General features: G+C 72.2%; 13 protein-coding genes. 2 read left to right on the forward strand and 11 right to left on the reverse strand.

Features of this window, described 5'->3' with window-relative positions:
• Positions 1-57: 57 nt before the first annotated feature.
• The gene (locus ACFDTH_RS14340) at positions 58-942 is read right to left on the reverse strand and encodes a tyrosine recombinase XerC (RefSeq protein WP_375288237.1); all 885 of its coding nucleotides are present in this window, start codon (positions 940-942) and stop codon (positions 58-60) included.
• A 70-nt stretch (positions 943-1,012) separates the two neighbouring features.
• On the opposite strand from ACFDTH_RS14340, the gene ACFDTH_RS14345 reads away from it, so the two are divergent.
• Positions 1,013-2,470: a diguanylate cyclase domain-containing protein gene (locus tag ACFDTH_RS14345; protein WP_375288238.1), complete on the forward strand. Its 1,458-nt coding sequence runs from the start codon at positions 1,013-1,015 to the stop codon at positions 2,468-2,470.
• 37 nt (positions 2,471-2,507) lie between these two features.
• Positions 2,508-4,673 (forward strand): primosomal protein N', encoded by a 2,166-nt coding sequence (locus ACFDTH_RS14350; protein WP_375288239.1) that lies wholly within the window; start codon positions 2,508-2,510, stop codon positions 4,671-4,673.
• A 273-nt stretch (positions 4,674-4,946) separates the two neighbouring features.
• On the opposite strand, the gene ACFDTH_RS14355 is transcribed toward ACFDTH_RS14350, so the two are convergent.
• The 10 genes from ACFDTH_RS14355 to ACFDTH_RS14400 form a co-directional block, all read right to left on the reverse strand.
• Positions 4,947-6,068 carry an OmpA family protein gene (locus tag ACFDTH_RS14355; protein WP_375288240.1) on the reverse strand — a complete coding sequence of 374 codons (1,122 nt, stop codon included), beginning with the start codon at positions 6,066-6,068 and terminating at the stop codon, positions 4,947-4,949.
• Between the two features lie 120 nt (positions 6,069-6,188).
• Positions 6,189-6,686: a DUF2793 domain-containing protein gene (locus tag ACFDTH_RS14360; RefSeq protein ID WP_375288241.1), complete on the reverse strand. Its 498-nt coding sequence runs from the start codon at positions 6,684-6,686 to the stop codon at positions 6,189-6,191.
• Positions 6,687-6,696: 10 nt separating this feature from the next.
• Entirely contained in the window at positions 6,697-8,811 is a 2,115-nt protein-coding gene (locus ACFDTH_RS14365) for a phage tail protein (RefSeq protein WP_375288242.1), read from the reverse strand.
• Positions 8,812-9,174: a peptidoglycan endopeptidase gene (locus tag ACFDTH_RS14370; RefSeq protein ID WP_375288243.1), complete on the reverse strand. Its 363-nt coding sequence runs from the start codon at positions 9,172-9,174 to the stop codon at positions 8,812-8,814.
• Positions 9,171-9,971 carry a DUF2163 domain-containing protein gene (locus tag ACFDTH_RS14375; RefSeq protein WP_375288244.1) on the reverse strand — a complete coding sequence of 267 codons (801 nt, stop codon included), beginning with the start codon at positions 9,969-9,971 and terminating at the stop codon, positions 9,171-9,173. The genes ACFDTH_RS14370 and ACFDTH_RS14375 overlap by 4 nt, the downstream gene beginning before the upstream one ends.
• Positions 9,972-10,114: 143 nt before the next feature.
• Complete coding sequence (locus tag ACFDTH_RS14380; RefSeq protein ID WP_375288245.1) at positions 10,115-12,367, reverse strand: DUF2460 domain-containing protein; 2,253 nt, start codon at positions 12,365-12,367, stop codon at positions 10,115-10,117.
• Between the two features lies 1 nt (position 12,368).
• The gene (locus tag ACFDTH_RS14385; protein ID WP_375288246.1) at positions 12,369-12,920 is read right to left on the reverse strand and encodes a tail tape measure protein; all 552 of its coding nucleotides are present in this window, start codon (positions 12,918-12,920) and stop codon (positions 12,369-12,371) included.
• Positions 12,913-13,161 carry a phage tail assembly chaperone gene (locus ACFDTH_RS14390; RefSeq protein ID WP_375288247.1) on the reverse strand — a complete coding sequence of 83 codons (249 nt, stop codon included), beginning with the start codon at positions 13,159-13,161 and terminating at the stop codon, positions 12,913-12,915. Before ACFDTH_RS14390 ends, ACFDTH_RS14385 begins: the two co-directional genes overlap by 8 nt.
• A 74-nt stretch (positions 13,162-13,235) precedes the next feature.
• Positions 13,236-13,556, reverse strand: a complete 321-nt coding sequence (locus ACFDTH_RS14395; protein ID WP_375288248.1) for a GTA-gp10 family protein — start codon at positions 13,554-13,556, stop codon at positions 13,236-13,238.
• A 131-nt stretch (positions 13,557-13,687) separates the two neighbouring features.
• Complete coding sequence (locus ACFDTH_RS14400) at positions 13,688-14,092, reverse strand: phage tail tube protein (RefSeq protein ID WP_375288249.1); 405 nt, start codon at positions 14,090-14,092, stop codon at positions 13,688-13,690.
• Positions 14,093-14,170 lie beyond the last annotated feature (78 nt).

Raw genomic sequence — 14,170 nt, forward strand, 5'->3', positions numbered from 1 at the left:
GTCGAACAGGCAACACCGCGTACACTCTGGATCGGGTTGAGCGTCCGCGGCTGACCGTCACGCGCGCGGATGCGCGTTGCGATACACGTCCAGCAGATGCGCCGCGTCCACCGCGGTATAGATTTGGGTTGAGGACAGGCTGGCGTGGCCCAGCAGTTCCTGCAAAGCGCGCAGGTCCGCGCCCCTGCCCAGCAGATGCGTCGCGAAGCTGTGCCGCAGCGCATGGGGGGTGGTGCGCGCGTTCAGCCCCAGCCGCCCGCGCGCCGCGCGCACGCCGGCGCGAATGATCGAGGCGGACAGCGGCCCACCGCGCGCGCCGCGGAACAAGGGCGCCTCGCGCGTCATCGGCCAGGGGCAGGCCGCGACATAGGCCTCGATCGCCGCGCGCACTTCCGGCAGCAGCGGCACGATCCGCGTCTTGGCGCGCTTGCCGGTCACGGTCAGCGTCTCGCTCAGCGGCAGCGCCGCGCCGGTCAGCGCCATCGCCTCGCCGATCCGCAGCCCGGCGCCATAAAGCAGCAGCAGCACCGCCCAGTCTCGCGCCGCCACCCATGGCGTCCGCGCCGCCTCCGCCACGTCCTCGGCCAGGGCCACCGCCTCGTCCGGAGCGATCGGGCGCGGCACGCCCTTCTTCACCCGCGGGCCCTTGAGCTTCGGCACGGCCGCCTCCCCCGCCGCCCAGGCGATGAAGCCGCGCACGGCCGAGAGCTCCCGCGCGGCGGAGGCGTTCCCCAGCCCCTCGCCGCGCCGCATCGCGAGAAAGGCGCGCAGCTCGGCGGCATCGACGACCGCCAGGCCGGCGGTATCCACCGGTCCGCCGCGGTGCCGGGCCAGGAATGTCAGCAGCCGCTCCGCCGTCGCCTGATAGGCGCGCACCGTATGCGGTGATCGGCGCCGATCGCGGGCCAGATGGCACCCATAGTCCACGGCAGGATCGCTCATCCGCCGGATCATGCCCGATCCGGCGCGTCCCGGCGAGATGTTGTTAACCGCTAGGGCCTATGACGCTGCCATGTCCGATCGTGCGACCATGCTGCCGCCCGTCGATGCCGCCGAGGAGCGGCGTCTCGCGGCGCTCCATGCGCTGGAACTGATCAACAGCGCGCCCGAACGGGAGTTTGATGCGATTGTCTCCTTGGCAGCCGCGCTTCTTGGCACCGATTGGGCGGCCGTCACCCTGATCGACGAGGACCGCCAGTGGGTGAAGGCGTCCCACGGCAACCTCCAGATCGAGGAGCCTCGCGAACTCAGCATCTGCCAGTACACGATCCAGGCGGACGAGGTGATGGTGGTGCCCGATGCGGAGGCGGACCCTCGCCTGGAACCGCGACGAGTCGCCTATGGCAGGCACGACATCCGCTTCTACGCCGGCACGCCGATCCATGCGCCCACCGGGGAGCGGATCGGCGCGCTGTGTGTCGCCGATCCGAAGCCGCGCCGTCTAGAGATGCCAGGCGACGAGCGCCTGCGTGAACTGGCGATCCTGGTCGATGCGCTGATCGCAGCACGCGCCACCGCGCGCGAGGCGATCCGCGTCGCCGAAGAGAGCGCGCTTCAGGCCGAGCATCTCCAGCGGCAGGAGCGGATCATGCAGCAGGCGCAGCGGCTGGCGATGATCGGATCCTGGCGCCTTACGCTGGAAGACGAAGGGCTCGGCTGGTCTGACAACGTCTACCGGATCTACGGCGTGCCGGTGGGCGAGCGGATGACGGTGGATCGCGCGCTCGATTTCTACCCGCCCAAAGCGCGTGGCATGATCAGCGAAGCGCTGGCCAGGCTGATCGAAACCGGCGCGATCATGGACGTCGAGGTAGATCTCATCACGGCGCAGGGCGTAAGGCGACGCGTCCGCTCGATGGCCGAGCTGGAGCTTGCCGGTGGACAGCCGGTGGCGATCGTCGGCGTCTTCCAGGACGTGACGGAGCGCTGGACGATGGAACAGGCGCTGCGCCGCTCCGCCGATCAGGACGAACTGACCGGGATCGCCAATCGCGCCGCGTTCAACCGGACGATCGAAAAGGCGATCGCGGCGTCCGCCGACGGTGGCGACACGCTGATGCTGGCGCTCGTCGATCTCGACGGGTTCAAGGCGGTGAACGACTCGCTCGGCCATCTTGCCGGCGACGATGTCCTGAAGGCGGTCGGACGCCGGCTGTCCGCGTCCTGGCTGGCCGGCAGCTTCGCCGCCCGCCTCGGCGGCGACGAGTTCGCGCTGATCGTCACCGACAACGGGCTCACGCGCGATCCGGAGGAGTTCGCGCGGCGCCTGGAAGCGGATCTCCGGCTGCCGGTGACCGGCGTGTCCGGGCCGATTCCCAGTGCCGGCACGGTCGGCACGGCAATGCTGCGCGAAGGCGACACCGTGCGGGACCTCGTCCACCGCGCCGACGAGACGCTCTATGCCGCCAAGCGCGCGCGCCAGGGCGAACGGCGTCGGGGCGAGCGGCGCGGTGAGCGCCGGGCGGGATAGCTTCACCCGGAGTCCGCGCGGCCCCATATAGGGCGCCGTGACCCGTGCCCGCGTCCTCGTCCTGAACTCGGCTCTCGGCCCCCTAGACTACCGCGTCCCGCACGGCATGCGGGTTGAGCCCGGATCGATCGTGGTGGCGCCGCTGGGCCCGCGCCAGCTGCTTGGCGTCGTATGGGAGGCCGACCGCATGCCGTCCGAGGCGGAGGTCGGCGACAATCGTCTGCGCAACCTGCTCGCCGTCGCCGACGTGCCGCCGATCCGGGCCGCGCTGCGCCGACTGGTGGAATGGACCGCTGATTACTATCTTGCGCCGCCCGCCGCAGTGGTCCGCATGGCGCTGTCGTCCAGCGCGCTCGAAGGCGCAAAGCTCGCGATCGAATATCGTGCGACGGGCCATGTCCCAGACCGTCTGACTCCTCAGCGCGCGCAGGCGCTGGAACGGATCGGGGACCGTCAGGGGCTGATCCGGGAACTGGCCGCCATCGCCGATGTGTCAGACGGCGTGATCCGGGGCCTGCTCAAGGCCGGGGCAATCGAGGCGGTCGAGGTCGATGTCGACTGCCCCTACCCCCGTCCCGATCCAGACTATGCTCCCCCTGCGCTCTCCCCTGACCAGCAGGCGGCGGCCGATATCCTTGCGGCGGATGTCGAGGCACGGGCGTTCCGTCCGACCCTGCTCGACGGCGTGACGGGATCGGGCAAGACCGAGGTCTATTTCGAGGCCGTCGCCACCGCCCTGCGTCAGGGGCGCCAGACGCTCGTGCTGCTGCCGGAGATCGCCCTCACCGAACCGTTCCTGCGGCGCTTCCACGATCGCTTCGGCTGCGAGCCGGTGGCCTGGCACTCCGGCCTTCGGGCCACCCAGCGCCGGCGGGCCTGGCGTGCGATCGCGAGCGGCGAGGCGATGGTGGTAGTGGGCGCGCGCTCCGCGCTGTTCCTGCCCTATGCCGATCTCGGGCTGATCGTGGTCGACGAGGCGCACGAGACCAGCTTCAAGCAGGAGGATGGCGTGCACTACCACGCCCGCGACGTGGCGGTGATGCGCGCGCGTTTCGAGGCCTGTCCGGCGGTGCTCGCCTCGGCGACCCCCGCAATCGAGACACGCCACCAGGTTGCGCTCGGCACCTATGCCGAGGTCCGGCTGGGCGCACGCTTCGGCGCGGCGGAGCTGCCCGCGATCGAGACGATCGACCTGCTGGCCGAGCCTCCGCCGCGCGGCCGCTGGCTTTCCGGCCGGCTCGTCGCCGCGATCGACGAGGCGCTCGCGCGGGGCGAACAGTCGCTGCTGTTTCTCAACCGGCGCGGTTATGCGCCGCTGACGCTGTGCCGCACCTGCGGTCATCGTTTTCAATGCCCGAACTGCACCGCCTGGATGGTCGAGCACCGGCTCACCCGCCGGCTGGCCTGCCATCATTGCGGCCATCTCGAACCAACGCCGCGTGCCTGTCCCGAGTGCGCGGGAGAGGACAGCCTCGTCGCCTGCGGGCCCGGCGTCGAACGGATCGCCGACGAGGCGGCCGCCCTCTGGCCCGAGGCGCGCATCGCCGTGGTGACGTCCGACACGATCTGGAGCCCGGCCAAGGCCGCCGAGTTTGTCGGACGCATGGAAGCCGGGGAGATCGACCTCGTGGTCGGCACGCAGCTGGTGACCAAGGGCTATCACTTCCCCAACCTTACCGTCGTCGGCGTGGTCGATGCCGACCTCGGACTCGAAGGCGGCGACCTTCGCGCTGCCGAGCGCACGTTTCAGCAGATCCGCCAGGTTTCCGGGCGCGCGGGCCGCGGCGAGAAGCCGGGGCATGTCTCTATCCAGACCCACAGCCCCTCGGCTTCGGTGATGCAGGCGCTGGTTTCCGGCGATACCGAGCGCTTCTACGTGGCGGAGACGGAGGCTCGGCGCGAGGCCGACGCGCCGCCGTTCGGTCGTTTCGCGGCGATCGTGGTGTCGAGCGAAGACCAGGCGGCGGCGCAGGAGATCGCGCGCGCGATCGGACGGTCGGCGCCGCAAGTCGAGGGCATGGCGGTCTATGGCCCCGCGCCGGCGCCCCTCGCCATGCTGCGCGGGCGGCACCGGTTCCGCCTGCTCGTGCATGCACGCCGGATGCTGGACGTGCAGGCCGTCATCCGTGAGTGGCTGGGCAGCGTCGAACGGCCGGCAAAGGTGCGGGTGATCGTCGACGTCGATCCGTACAACTTTCTGTAAGAAGGTTGTCGCGCTGCACCGCGCCATGGCGCGTTCGGTCTTGAATCCTTGATTCAGCAGGCTGAAGCGCCCTTGTGGATCCGCATGAAGCACGGATCCAGTCCGCGCTCCCGGCGGCGCGGCAGCATATCGGCTCCGCAGTGACTCAGGCCGGCTGAATCACACGTCGGTGATCACACACCAGTCGCTGCCGCATCGCGCGCGGAACCAAAGAAAAAGGGAGGCCGGTTGCCCGGCCTCCCCTGATCTTTCCAAACCCGAAGGTCGAAGTCCTTACTGACCCGAACCCGGGCCGTAGGTGACTTCCACGCGACGGTTCTGCACTTCGCGGACACCATCGGCGGTGTCGACCCGCGGACGGCTCTCGCCGAACGCCTCGGTCGAGATCACGCCATCCGGGATGCCGCGCGAGCTGAGATACGCCCGGACCGCGTCGGCACGGCGCTGCGACAGGCCGACGTTGTACGAGGCCGAGCCCGAACGGTCGGCGTGACCGGCCAGCATGACCTGCGCGTTGCCGCAGGACTGGTACTGGGTGACGGCGTTGTCGAGGATCGACGCGGCCTCCGGCGTGATGTCCGACTTGTCCCACTCGAAGAAGACAATGAACGGACCCGGCGAGCACACCACCGGCGGCGGCGGCGGCGGCGGGGGCGGCGGGGGAGGCGGCGGCGGCGGGGGAGGCGGCGGCGGAGCAGCCGGCTCACCGAAGTTATAGGTCAGTCCGCCGAGCAGCGAGTGGCTGCGGAAGCGGCCATTGAAGTTCCGCGGGCCAATGTCGGTGACACGGAAGTCCGACGCGTTGAAGAAGCGGTACTTCACCGAGACGTCGAGACGGTCGGTCAGCGGTGCGCGGATACCGCCCATCGCCTGCCACGCGAACACGGTGTCGCTGTCGTTGATGAAGCTCAGCTCGCGCTGCACGGCGGTCCGCGCCTTGACGCGCGCTACGCCGACGCCGCCACCGACGAAGCCCTGGATGCCGTCGTCGTCGCCGAGATCGACCATGGCGTTCGCCATGAAGCTCAGCGCGGTGTCACGGCCGCCGGCGTTGCGGCGGGTGCCCGCCGGAAACGAAATCGGCGCACCCGCGGCGGTGAAGCCCGGGGTGGCGACGTTGCTGCGATAGCTTTCGGTGGTCGCCGAGCGATAGCTCACCTCGGCCTCGACGCGGATCGGACCGAAGTCGTACCCGATGTTGCCGCCGACGTCCCAGCCATAGTCCTTCTGGACGGTAGCCTGATCCGGGCCGTCGACCCGGTTGATGTCGTACGGGATATCCTCAACGATCATCCCGCCGCCCTCGACGCCCACGTACCACGAATCATCGCGGGCGAGCGCAGGAGTGGCGAGCGCGGTTGTGGCAAGCGCCAGAACTACGGCTAGCTTCCGCATAAAATCCCCTTTCCAGTGTCCAACGGACAGCGCAAACCGTCTATCGGAACGTTGGTTTCCACGCAAGCGCGCAAAATCGCTGACTGTTGCAGGAACGACACACAAAAAAAGCGGCCCCGATCAGGTGTCGATCAGCCCGTGTCCGCGCAGCGCCGCGAGCACCGCCGAGAGCGTCGCGCGCGCCTCCGCATCCACCGTCGCGCCCCCGCTGGGCGCGGCGATCGCGGCCGCCTGCGCGCCGACCACCTGGCGCCCGTTCACGCGCAGCGACAGGCCGCGCAGTTCGCCCCGGCGCCACAGGCCGGCACGGAAGGTCCAGGCCATGGTGTCGCCCGCGCTCCACACGCTCATGCCCTCGCGTGGAGCGACGAACCGCCAGCCGCCCGCGGTCCAGCCCGCCAGCGCGCCGGCTTGTCCCGCCCATGCGCCCTCCGGCGCGTCGCCGACGATCCAGCATTCGCCGATCACCGGCGTCGCGGGCGGAGCGTCCACCCGCGCCGCGGTCACCCCGGCCTGCACCGCCAGGTCGATCAGCGCCAGCGCCTCGTTGTGGGTCATCTCCTTCTGTGCCTGCCCCGGCGCGATCAGCGGCAGTGCCAGCCGTGCGGTTCCGTCCATGTCCGTCTCCTCACAAGGTCATCGTCGCGGCGGCAGACGTCGCCAGCGTGCCGATCTGCCGCACCGTCACCACCGCGCGCGCCGCGCGCTCGGCGGCGGTGACCGCAAGCTCTGGCACGTCCGTCACCGCGCTGCGCGCGCCCACGCTCACCCGATAGGCTTCGCGATCCTCGCCGAGCGGCGCGTCGAGGCCGTCGCTCCACGTCCACCCCAGCCGGCTCCGCCGCGTCCAGCGCAGCATGCCCCCGCCATCGGCCGCCGCCTCCACGCGCAGATGCACCGGCGCGGGCGGCGCCACCGAGACGCCGCTGATCTCGGAGATCCCGCTCGCCGCCACATCGCCGTCGCCTACGCCGCTCGCCAGCACGCGCAGCACTCCACCGATCTGCGCCGCCGGAACCGCCAGCGACGCCAGCGCCTCCGCCTCGACCAGCACGAACCGCTCGCCCGGCGCATGCGCCGCCGCCATCCCGCGCCGCGCGCGCAGCAGCCGGGAGAGCCGCCAGCGCACCGGCCCGGTCTGCACCGCTGCGCCGAACTGCAGAAGTTCTCCGCCGACCATCGCCAGGTTGGCGCCGCCGTCGAGTGCCCCATCGTCCGCGCCCGTGAGCGCCATGCCGGGGTGGAGCAGGTCCACCTCGACGCTGTTGGCAAGGTCCACAAGCGTCTCCGGACCGGCGCCCGGCGGCTCGGCCACCGCGCCGATCACCGCGGGCAGCGCGGTCATGCCCCCCGCCCGCCAGCTCGCACCATCCAGGCTGGTCAGCAGCGCCGCGCGCCGCCACCCCGCGCCCGTGCCCGCCGCCGCGACCACCACCCGCGGCGCGCCCGCCGCCGTCCCGTCGAGCGGTGGCAGCTCGAACGCCGCGATCACCGTCTGCCCGATCGCCAGGTCCGGCGCACCGAGCGCACGGCCCGGATCGGCGGTACGCGCCAGCGGTGCCGGCACGAGCGGCGTTAGTTCCAGCGTCACCACGGCTTCGGCAAGCTCGGCGGAGGCAACGCGCCACGTCCCGCCCTCGCCCGCGATCGACACCACGTCTCCGGGCGCGATCCCCGCCGCGCCGATGTCCAACGTCACCGTGCGCCGCACCCGCGTCGCCTCGGTCCGCGCAAGCAGCGCTTCCGCCACCGTACGGGCGCTGCCCGCATCGAGCGCTGCGGGGATCTCGACGCGGCGTTCGGCACGCCCGGCACCCGGCCGGCGCGCTTCCTGCACCCCGGTCTGATAGTCGCGCGCCGGGTCGTAATGCGCCACCGAGAGCACGCGTGGCACCGCCTCGATCGGCCGCACCGCCCGCATCCGCCGGCCACCATCGCCCGCTCCGGCATCCACGATCGCCTGCACTGGTCCGGCGAGGCTCCGCACCGTCACGCCCTCCACGCCCGGCGCGAACCACGCGCCCGCCGCCTCGGCCAGCATCGCCACCGTGTCGCGCACCGCGCCCTGCCCCGAGAAGCCGCCCAGCTCCAGCAACGGCGCATCGGCCAGCACCGCCCCGCCGCTCGCTTCCGCCATCACCGTTCCGGCATGTACCGCGCCTGCATCGGCGATCAGCTCGAAGGTCAGCGAGGGGATGCGATTGCCGAAGTCGGCCAGCGCCAGGTCCTCGAACACCGCATAGGCAATGCCGCGATGCGCCGGCGCCGCCGCGCCCTCGTGCGCCGCGATCAGCGGGTCGACCGGCTGGTCCTCGTCGCCCGGATGCAGTCGGAAGCCGGTCTCCACCTTCCAGTCGCCCGCGGCGCCGCGGATCAGCTTGCCGTCGGCCCAGATCCGCCCCACGCCCGCCACCCGCCGGGCGGAGAGCGCCACTGCGAACGAGGCGGTGTAGCTGTAGCTCACCGTATCGGGTCGCCCCTTGCCGCCGCCCTCACGATCGCGATGCTCGATCAGGTCCGTCGCCCAGATCACGCAGCCCGCCACCCGCATCGTCCCCCACACCTTGGGGATCGGCGCGCCATAGCGTGATGTCTGCACGCGCAGGTCGGTCAGCCGCGGCCCCTCGCGTGGCGCCGGGCGCAGCACCGCATGGTCGATGGCGTTGCCTGCCAGCGCGCCCAACGCGGCGCCGATCGGCCCGCCGATGGCGCCGCCCACCGCGCCCAGCACCAAAGTCGCCATCTATCGTCTCCAGATGCTCAGGACCGGCCAGGGCACGTCCGGCCGCTCCACCACCCGCCGAGCCCGCGCATCGGCATGGATGATCCCCCCGCCGGTGGAGATCGCCAGATGCAGCTGGCCCGGTCCGGCATGCAGCACCAGCAGGTCGCCCGCCGCCGCCTCGATCACCGGCATCAGCCCGGCATCTGCGAGCGCACGTTCGATCGCCGCCGGGTCGCCGGTCCGCAGCGCATAGCCGCCCGGCACCTCGATGCCGACCGCCGCCCCCGCCAGCCCGACGCAGTCGAGCCCGAAACGCGGATCGCGCCCGTGCGCGCGGAACCGCACGCCCAGAAGGACCCGTGCGCGCGCCACCGCGCTCATGCGCCCGGATACCGGGTCAACAGGTCGATACCGGGCAGATAGGGCTCGCCGCGGAAGTTGGCCGCATTGCCGAACCGTGCGGTGCAGGTCGCGATCGTCTTGTCGCACCCCTCGATCAGCTCGACCAAAGTGCCCGGATCGACCGCGAGCCGCGGCGGCGCGCGCAGCGTCACCGTCGCGTCCGCCGATCGCGCCACCGCGCTCTCCAGCCCGCAATTGGCTCCACCGAACCAGCGCAGCAGCCCGTCGCCATAGGCATTGGCCAGCGGCTCGGCCGTATCCAGCGTCACCACCGTCTCCACCACCGCCAGCACCCGCGCGAACCGCCGCCGCGTCGCCATCGCCACCCGGCAGCGCCGGTCGCCCAGCTCGGCGCGGCAGCCGGGGCTGGTCGCCTCCGCCATCGGCGCGTCGAGCAGTGCCGCCACACCGCGCAGCTCGGCGGTAAATCCCCTCTCGCCCAGTTCCACCGCACCGATCGTGCCGCCGCCCAGCTCGGCACGCACGTCGCCACTGGTCCAGTCCACCGCACGCACCCGCACCCGCGCGCCGTCCCACCGTCCCGCGAGCAGGTCCGCCTCGCCGATCGCCGCGCCGGTCAGCGCCCCTGCGATCTCTGTCGTGTCCGCCTCCAGGTCGCCGCTCCGCTTCACCGCGGACGGCGTCATCCCCGGCGCCGCCGCGTAAAGCAGCCCATCGATCACGAGGTCGCGATCGTGATCAGTCAGCCCGATCGTCACCCCATCCCGCCGCGCGATCGTCCAGGCGAGCGCGACGCTGTGTAGCTGGTCGTTCATGCAATCCTCCCGACGCAGTGGGGAGGGGGACCATCCGCATCGCGGATGGTGGAGGGGCGCCCACCCCAAGCGGCGCCGCCGGCCGCACCGCCCTTCTCCCACCGTCTTCGGCGGCGCTCCCCCTCCCCTTGCGGGGGAGGACCTCACCCCTCCCGCACCTCCACCAGTGGCACGCTCGCCGCCGCGCCCGCCAGGAAGGTCGCGCGGGTCACGGTCAGCCGGTCCTCGGCGAAGCGCACCGGCACGTCGAAGGCGAAGCTCGCGGTCACCACCGCGCCCGCCGCCGGCGCCGCTTCCATCGCCACGATCCCCAGCGGCTCCAGCACGAACGCCGCCGTCTCCACCCCGTCCACGAACACGCGCACGCTGCCCGCCACCGGCCGCGTCACCCGCCGCTCGGTCGCGCCATAACGCCGCACCAGCGCAAAGCTGCGCCGCACGCCGTCACCCTTGCCCAGCACCTCGCCCGCGCCGACACTGTCGAAGGGGTCGCGCAGCCGGAAGCCGCGCGCCGGCCCGAGCCGCGCGCGGAAGAACGCCAGCAGCGCCGCGATGTCCGCCTCGCTGCGCACCCCCGGCCCTACATCGTAGCGGGTCCGCGCCGCCGCCCAGCGCGCGTTGCGCGTCTCCTGCCCGCCCGCGCTCGCCACCACCGCAGTGGCATATTCGGGCGACACCTCCGCTTCCTGCCCCAGCGCCAGCGGGAACAGCACGTCGTCGAACGCCTCCACCTCGCCCTCCCCGTCCCAATGCACATATCCGTCGCGCAGCACCTGCGGCAGCGCCCAGGCATAGGTTCGGCGCACGCCCCGTTTCCGCGCCGCATCCGCCGCCGCGTCGATCTCGCGCCATTGCGCGCGGTCGGCGGCGTTCAGCACGAAGCCGCTGAGATACTCCTGCTCGCTCGCCGGATAGCCCAGCCGCGCCTCTGCCGCCGCCACCCCCGCCGCGGTGTCCGCGCTCCGCCCCGCGGTCACCCAGTCGTAATCCTCCAGCTGGAGCACGTCGAACGCCGGCCGTGCCCAGCCGACCGGCAGGTTGGCGCGCCAAAGCTCGGGCGCGGCGCGGTCGAGCACCGTCGGCAGATAGGCGAGCAGGTAGGTTTCGCAGCCCGGATGGTCCGCGCGCACCGCCGCCGCCAGCGCCGCGGTGGACTCAGCCAGCGCCGCCCCCGCGCGATCGAGCGTGTCCCGCTGCGCCTCGGAAAGCGCGCCGCGCACGCTGGCGATCGGCACCGGCGCGAACGCCGCTTCCGCCGCCGCATCGTACAGGCAGATCGTGCCGTCGGCGCGCGTCCACCACCACGGCTCGCCCACCTGGAACCGCGGCTGGAGCCCCGCCGCCACCCCGATCCCGACGAACCGCCGCGCCACCTGGCGCAGGAAGGTCATCGCCGAAACGTTGCTCGGCGACAGCAGGGTGGAAGGCGGCGCCCACCCGGTCAGCGCCGGCGTGCCGTCCGCCGCGCGCTGCTTCCACCGTTCCGGGCAATGCGCGTCGAACAGCTCGTAGGACAGCGACCAGATCACCCCCAGCCCCAGCGCCGCCGCCCCTTCCGCGAATGCCCGGTGCCACGCCGCGCATGGGGCGTTGATCGCCCCGCCGGTGCGCGTCGCCAGCCCGTCGCCGTCGAGCCGGAAGTAATGGCTCATCCCGACATAATGGTTGATCGTGCCGCGATAGCCGAGGTGCAGCATGTTGCGCAGCAATCGCGCGGGCGTCAGGTTGTAGCTGTCATCATAGCCGGTCGCGATCCCCAGCCCATGTTCGGGCAGCACCGCCTCGCCGATCGCCAGCACCGCGCCCGGCCCATCGCAGCGGATCGCGGACAGTTCCGCCCATCCCTCCTCGGCCGCGGCCAGCGGCGCATCGGCCTCGGTATAGCCGGGCGGCACCAGCGAAACGAACATCCGGTCCACGTCGCCCGCCCACACCGGGACCGCCTCGTCGGGATGGACGAACCCGCCCGCCACCGCGGCGAAGTCGATCGCCACCTCGGCGTCCTCGGGCGTACCCACCGCATAGTTCCACAGCCGCACGTACCAGCTGCGGGGACTCCCCTCGGCATCGCGCCCCTCGATCGTCAGCACCGGGCCATGCACCGCATCCAGCGCGCGCACCCCCGCCGATCGCCAGCGGAAACTCAGCCGACAGCCGCGAAAGTCCCGCGCCGTCTCGTAGCGCAGCAGCGGATGGTCGTGCCGGTCCTCCGCTTCCCAGATCACCCCGGCTAGGTCGTTCTGCCGGTAGAACACGCAATCCACCCGCACCGCATCGGGCGCCGGATTGGTCGCGGCGGCCATCATCGGCCGCGGGAAGTTCACTGTCCAGAAGCGCGCGTCGAACCGGCCGACGAACCCTTCGGCGCGCCGCTCGTCCACCAGGCACCAGCCCATCTCACGCCTCCTCAAGCGCGCGGCGCACGGCCCGCGCCACCTGCCGCCCGCTCCGCGCCATCGCCTCGGGCGCCGCGCCTGCGGGCGCATTGACCGTGATCGACACCCGCACCTCGCGCCCGCCCTGGGGCGTCGCCATCACCGATCCGCTCGCGGTCGGCACGAACAGCTCGGGCCCGCGCTCGCCCACCCAATAGGGCCGCCCGGGCGAGACCGGCCCGCCCGTCGCCCGCCCCGGTGCGCCGCCCAGCAGCGTGGTGAGCACGCTCCCGAGCCCGCCGCCACCGCCGCCGACCAGCGCCTCCACCCCGGTCCGGAGCGACGCCGCCGCGATAGAGTCCATCACCGAAAGCACGCCGCGGCGCAGCTCCTCGAAGCCGATCTGCCCGCCACGCACCGCGCGCAACAGGTTCGCCTCGATCGCCCGCCCCGCCCGCTCCGAGCCCGCCGCCAGCGGCCCCTCCAGCCCCGCGCGCATCGCCGCCACGTCCTGCTGCAACCCGCTGGCGTCGGCGCGCACGCCGATCACCAGCCGCTCCACTTCCTCATCCATCGGGAAACGCCTCCTTGAGCCTTGCGATCGCCGCCGCATCGGGCGGCGCCACGTCCTCCCCCGCGATCGCGCGCACCAAGGCGCCCAACTCCGCCGGCGTCGCCCGCCAGAACGCGTCCGGGCTCCACCCGAACGCGACGCCGGCCAGCCCGGCGAGCCGCGCGGCTGCGGCACCAAAATCTCCCCTCCCTGGAAGGGAGGGGCTGGGGGTGGGTGGAGGCCGGGTGGTACGGCTCGCCAAGCCCTCACCTTTCGGCATCACGAGCACGCCACCCACCCCCGTCCCCTCCCTTCCAGGGAGGGGAGCAGCACCCCTCACCGCCCCGCCACGATCTGGCGCAGCAGCACCCCCAGCGCCGGCGTCGCCGCGGCGAGTCCCCCCGCCGCCACCGCTTCGCCGAACGCGTCGCGCGTCAGCCCCGCCGGCCGCTCGGCCAGGCAGTGCCAGAACAGTGCCACCAGCTCGCCCAGCGCCAGCCGCCCCTCCGCCGCCCGCTCTACCAGCGCGAAGAGCGGCCCCAGCTCCCCCTCCGCCGCCACCAGCGCCGCAAAGCTCGGGCGCAGCACCAGCATCTCGCCGGCCACCCGCACCCCCGCCTCGCCCCGCACCGGATTGGGCACTCCCGTCCTGCTCATCCTCCCATCCTCCCCTTCCAACCTCCGTTCGCCCTGAGCGAAGTCGAAGGGCACGCGACAACGCCAGCCCATGTGCTTCGACTTCGCTCAGCACGAACGGATGATGATTCCTCGTCTGCGTATGCAGCAGCTCACCCCGCCACCACCGCGCCGGAACTCTCCAGCGCCAGTGTGTAGCTCCGCTCGCCATTGTAATCCCCGGCATAGTCCAGCCGCGTCACCAGGAATCTGCCCGTCATCGTCTCGCCGCCCTCGAAGGTCAGCCGATAATCGTCGAGCACGCCCGACAGCGCATTGGCGCGCACCCGCGCTTCCGCCGCCGAACCGGTGAACACCCCCGCCGCCGAGACGCTGACGTGCCGCACCCCCGCGCCCGACAACAGGGTCCGCCACCCGCCCGATTCCTTGTGCGTCACCACCACCGCCTCGCCGTTCACCGACAGCTGCGTGGTGCGCATCCCCGCCACCGTCGCGAAGCTTGGCGTCGCCGCCCCGTCGCCGATCTTGAGCAGGAACGCCGATCCCTTCTCCACCATCTATGCCTCCTCGTTTGATTGCGGCACCGGCCGCAACGTCACCACGCGCCAGCCATCGAGCGCCACCGGCATCGCCAG

The organism is Sphingomonas sp., assembly GCF_042096255.1.
Taxonomy (GTDB): Bacteria; Pseudomonadota; Alphaproteobacteria; order Sphingomonadales; family Sphingomonadaceae; genus Sphingomonas.

Coding starts and splice junctions, on each gene's coding strand:
- ACFDTH_RS14375 (WP_375288244.1), bottom strand. CDS start 9,971: ATGAACGACCAGCTACACAGCGTCGCGCTCGCCTGGACGATCGCGCGG.
- ACFDTH_RS14385 (WP_375288246.1), bottom strand. CDS start 12,920: ATGGATGAGGAAGTGGAGCGGCTGGTGATCGGCGTGCGCGCCGACGCC.
- ACFDTH_RS14365 (WP_375288242.1), bottom strand. CDS start 8,811: ATGGCGACTTTGGTGCTGGGCGCGGTGGGCGGCGCCATCGGCGGGCCG.
- ACFDTH_RS14370 (WP_375288243.1), bottom strand. CDS start 9,174: ATGAGCGCGGTGGCGCGCGCACGGGTCCTTCTGGGCGTGCGGTTCCGC.
- ACFDTH_RS14355 (WP_375288240.1), bottom strand. CDS start 6,068: ATGCGGAAGCTAGCCGTAGTTCTGGCGCTTGCCACAACCGCGCTCGCC.
- ACFDTH_RS14395 (WP_375288248.1), bottom strand. CDS start 13,556: ATGAGCAGGACGGGAGTGCCCAATCCGGTGCGGGGCGAGGCGGGGGTG.
- ACFDTH_RS14360 (WP_375288241.1), bottom strand. CDS start 6,686: ATGGACGGAACCGCACGGCTGGCACTGCCGCTGATCGCGCCGGGGCAG.
- ACFDTH_RS14380 (WP_375288245.1), bottom strand. CDS start 12,367: ATGGGCTGGTGCCTGGTGGACGAGCGGCGCGCCGAAGGGTTCGTCGGC.
- ACFDTH_RS14340 (WP_375288237.1), bottom strand. CDS start 942: ATGAGCGATCCTGCCGTGGACTATGGGTGCCATCTGGCCCGCGATCGG.
- ACFDTH_RS14400 (WP_375288249.1), bottom strand. CDS start 14,092: ATGGTGGAGAAGGGATCGGCGTTCCTGCTCAAGATCGGCGACGGGGCG.
- ACFDTH_RS14345 (WP_375288238.1), top strand. CDS start 1,013: ATGTCCGATCGTGCGACCATGCTGCCGCCCGTCGATGCCGCCGAGGAG.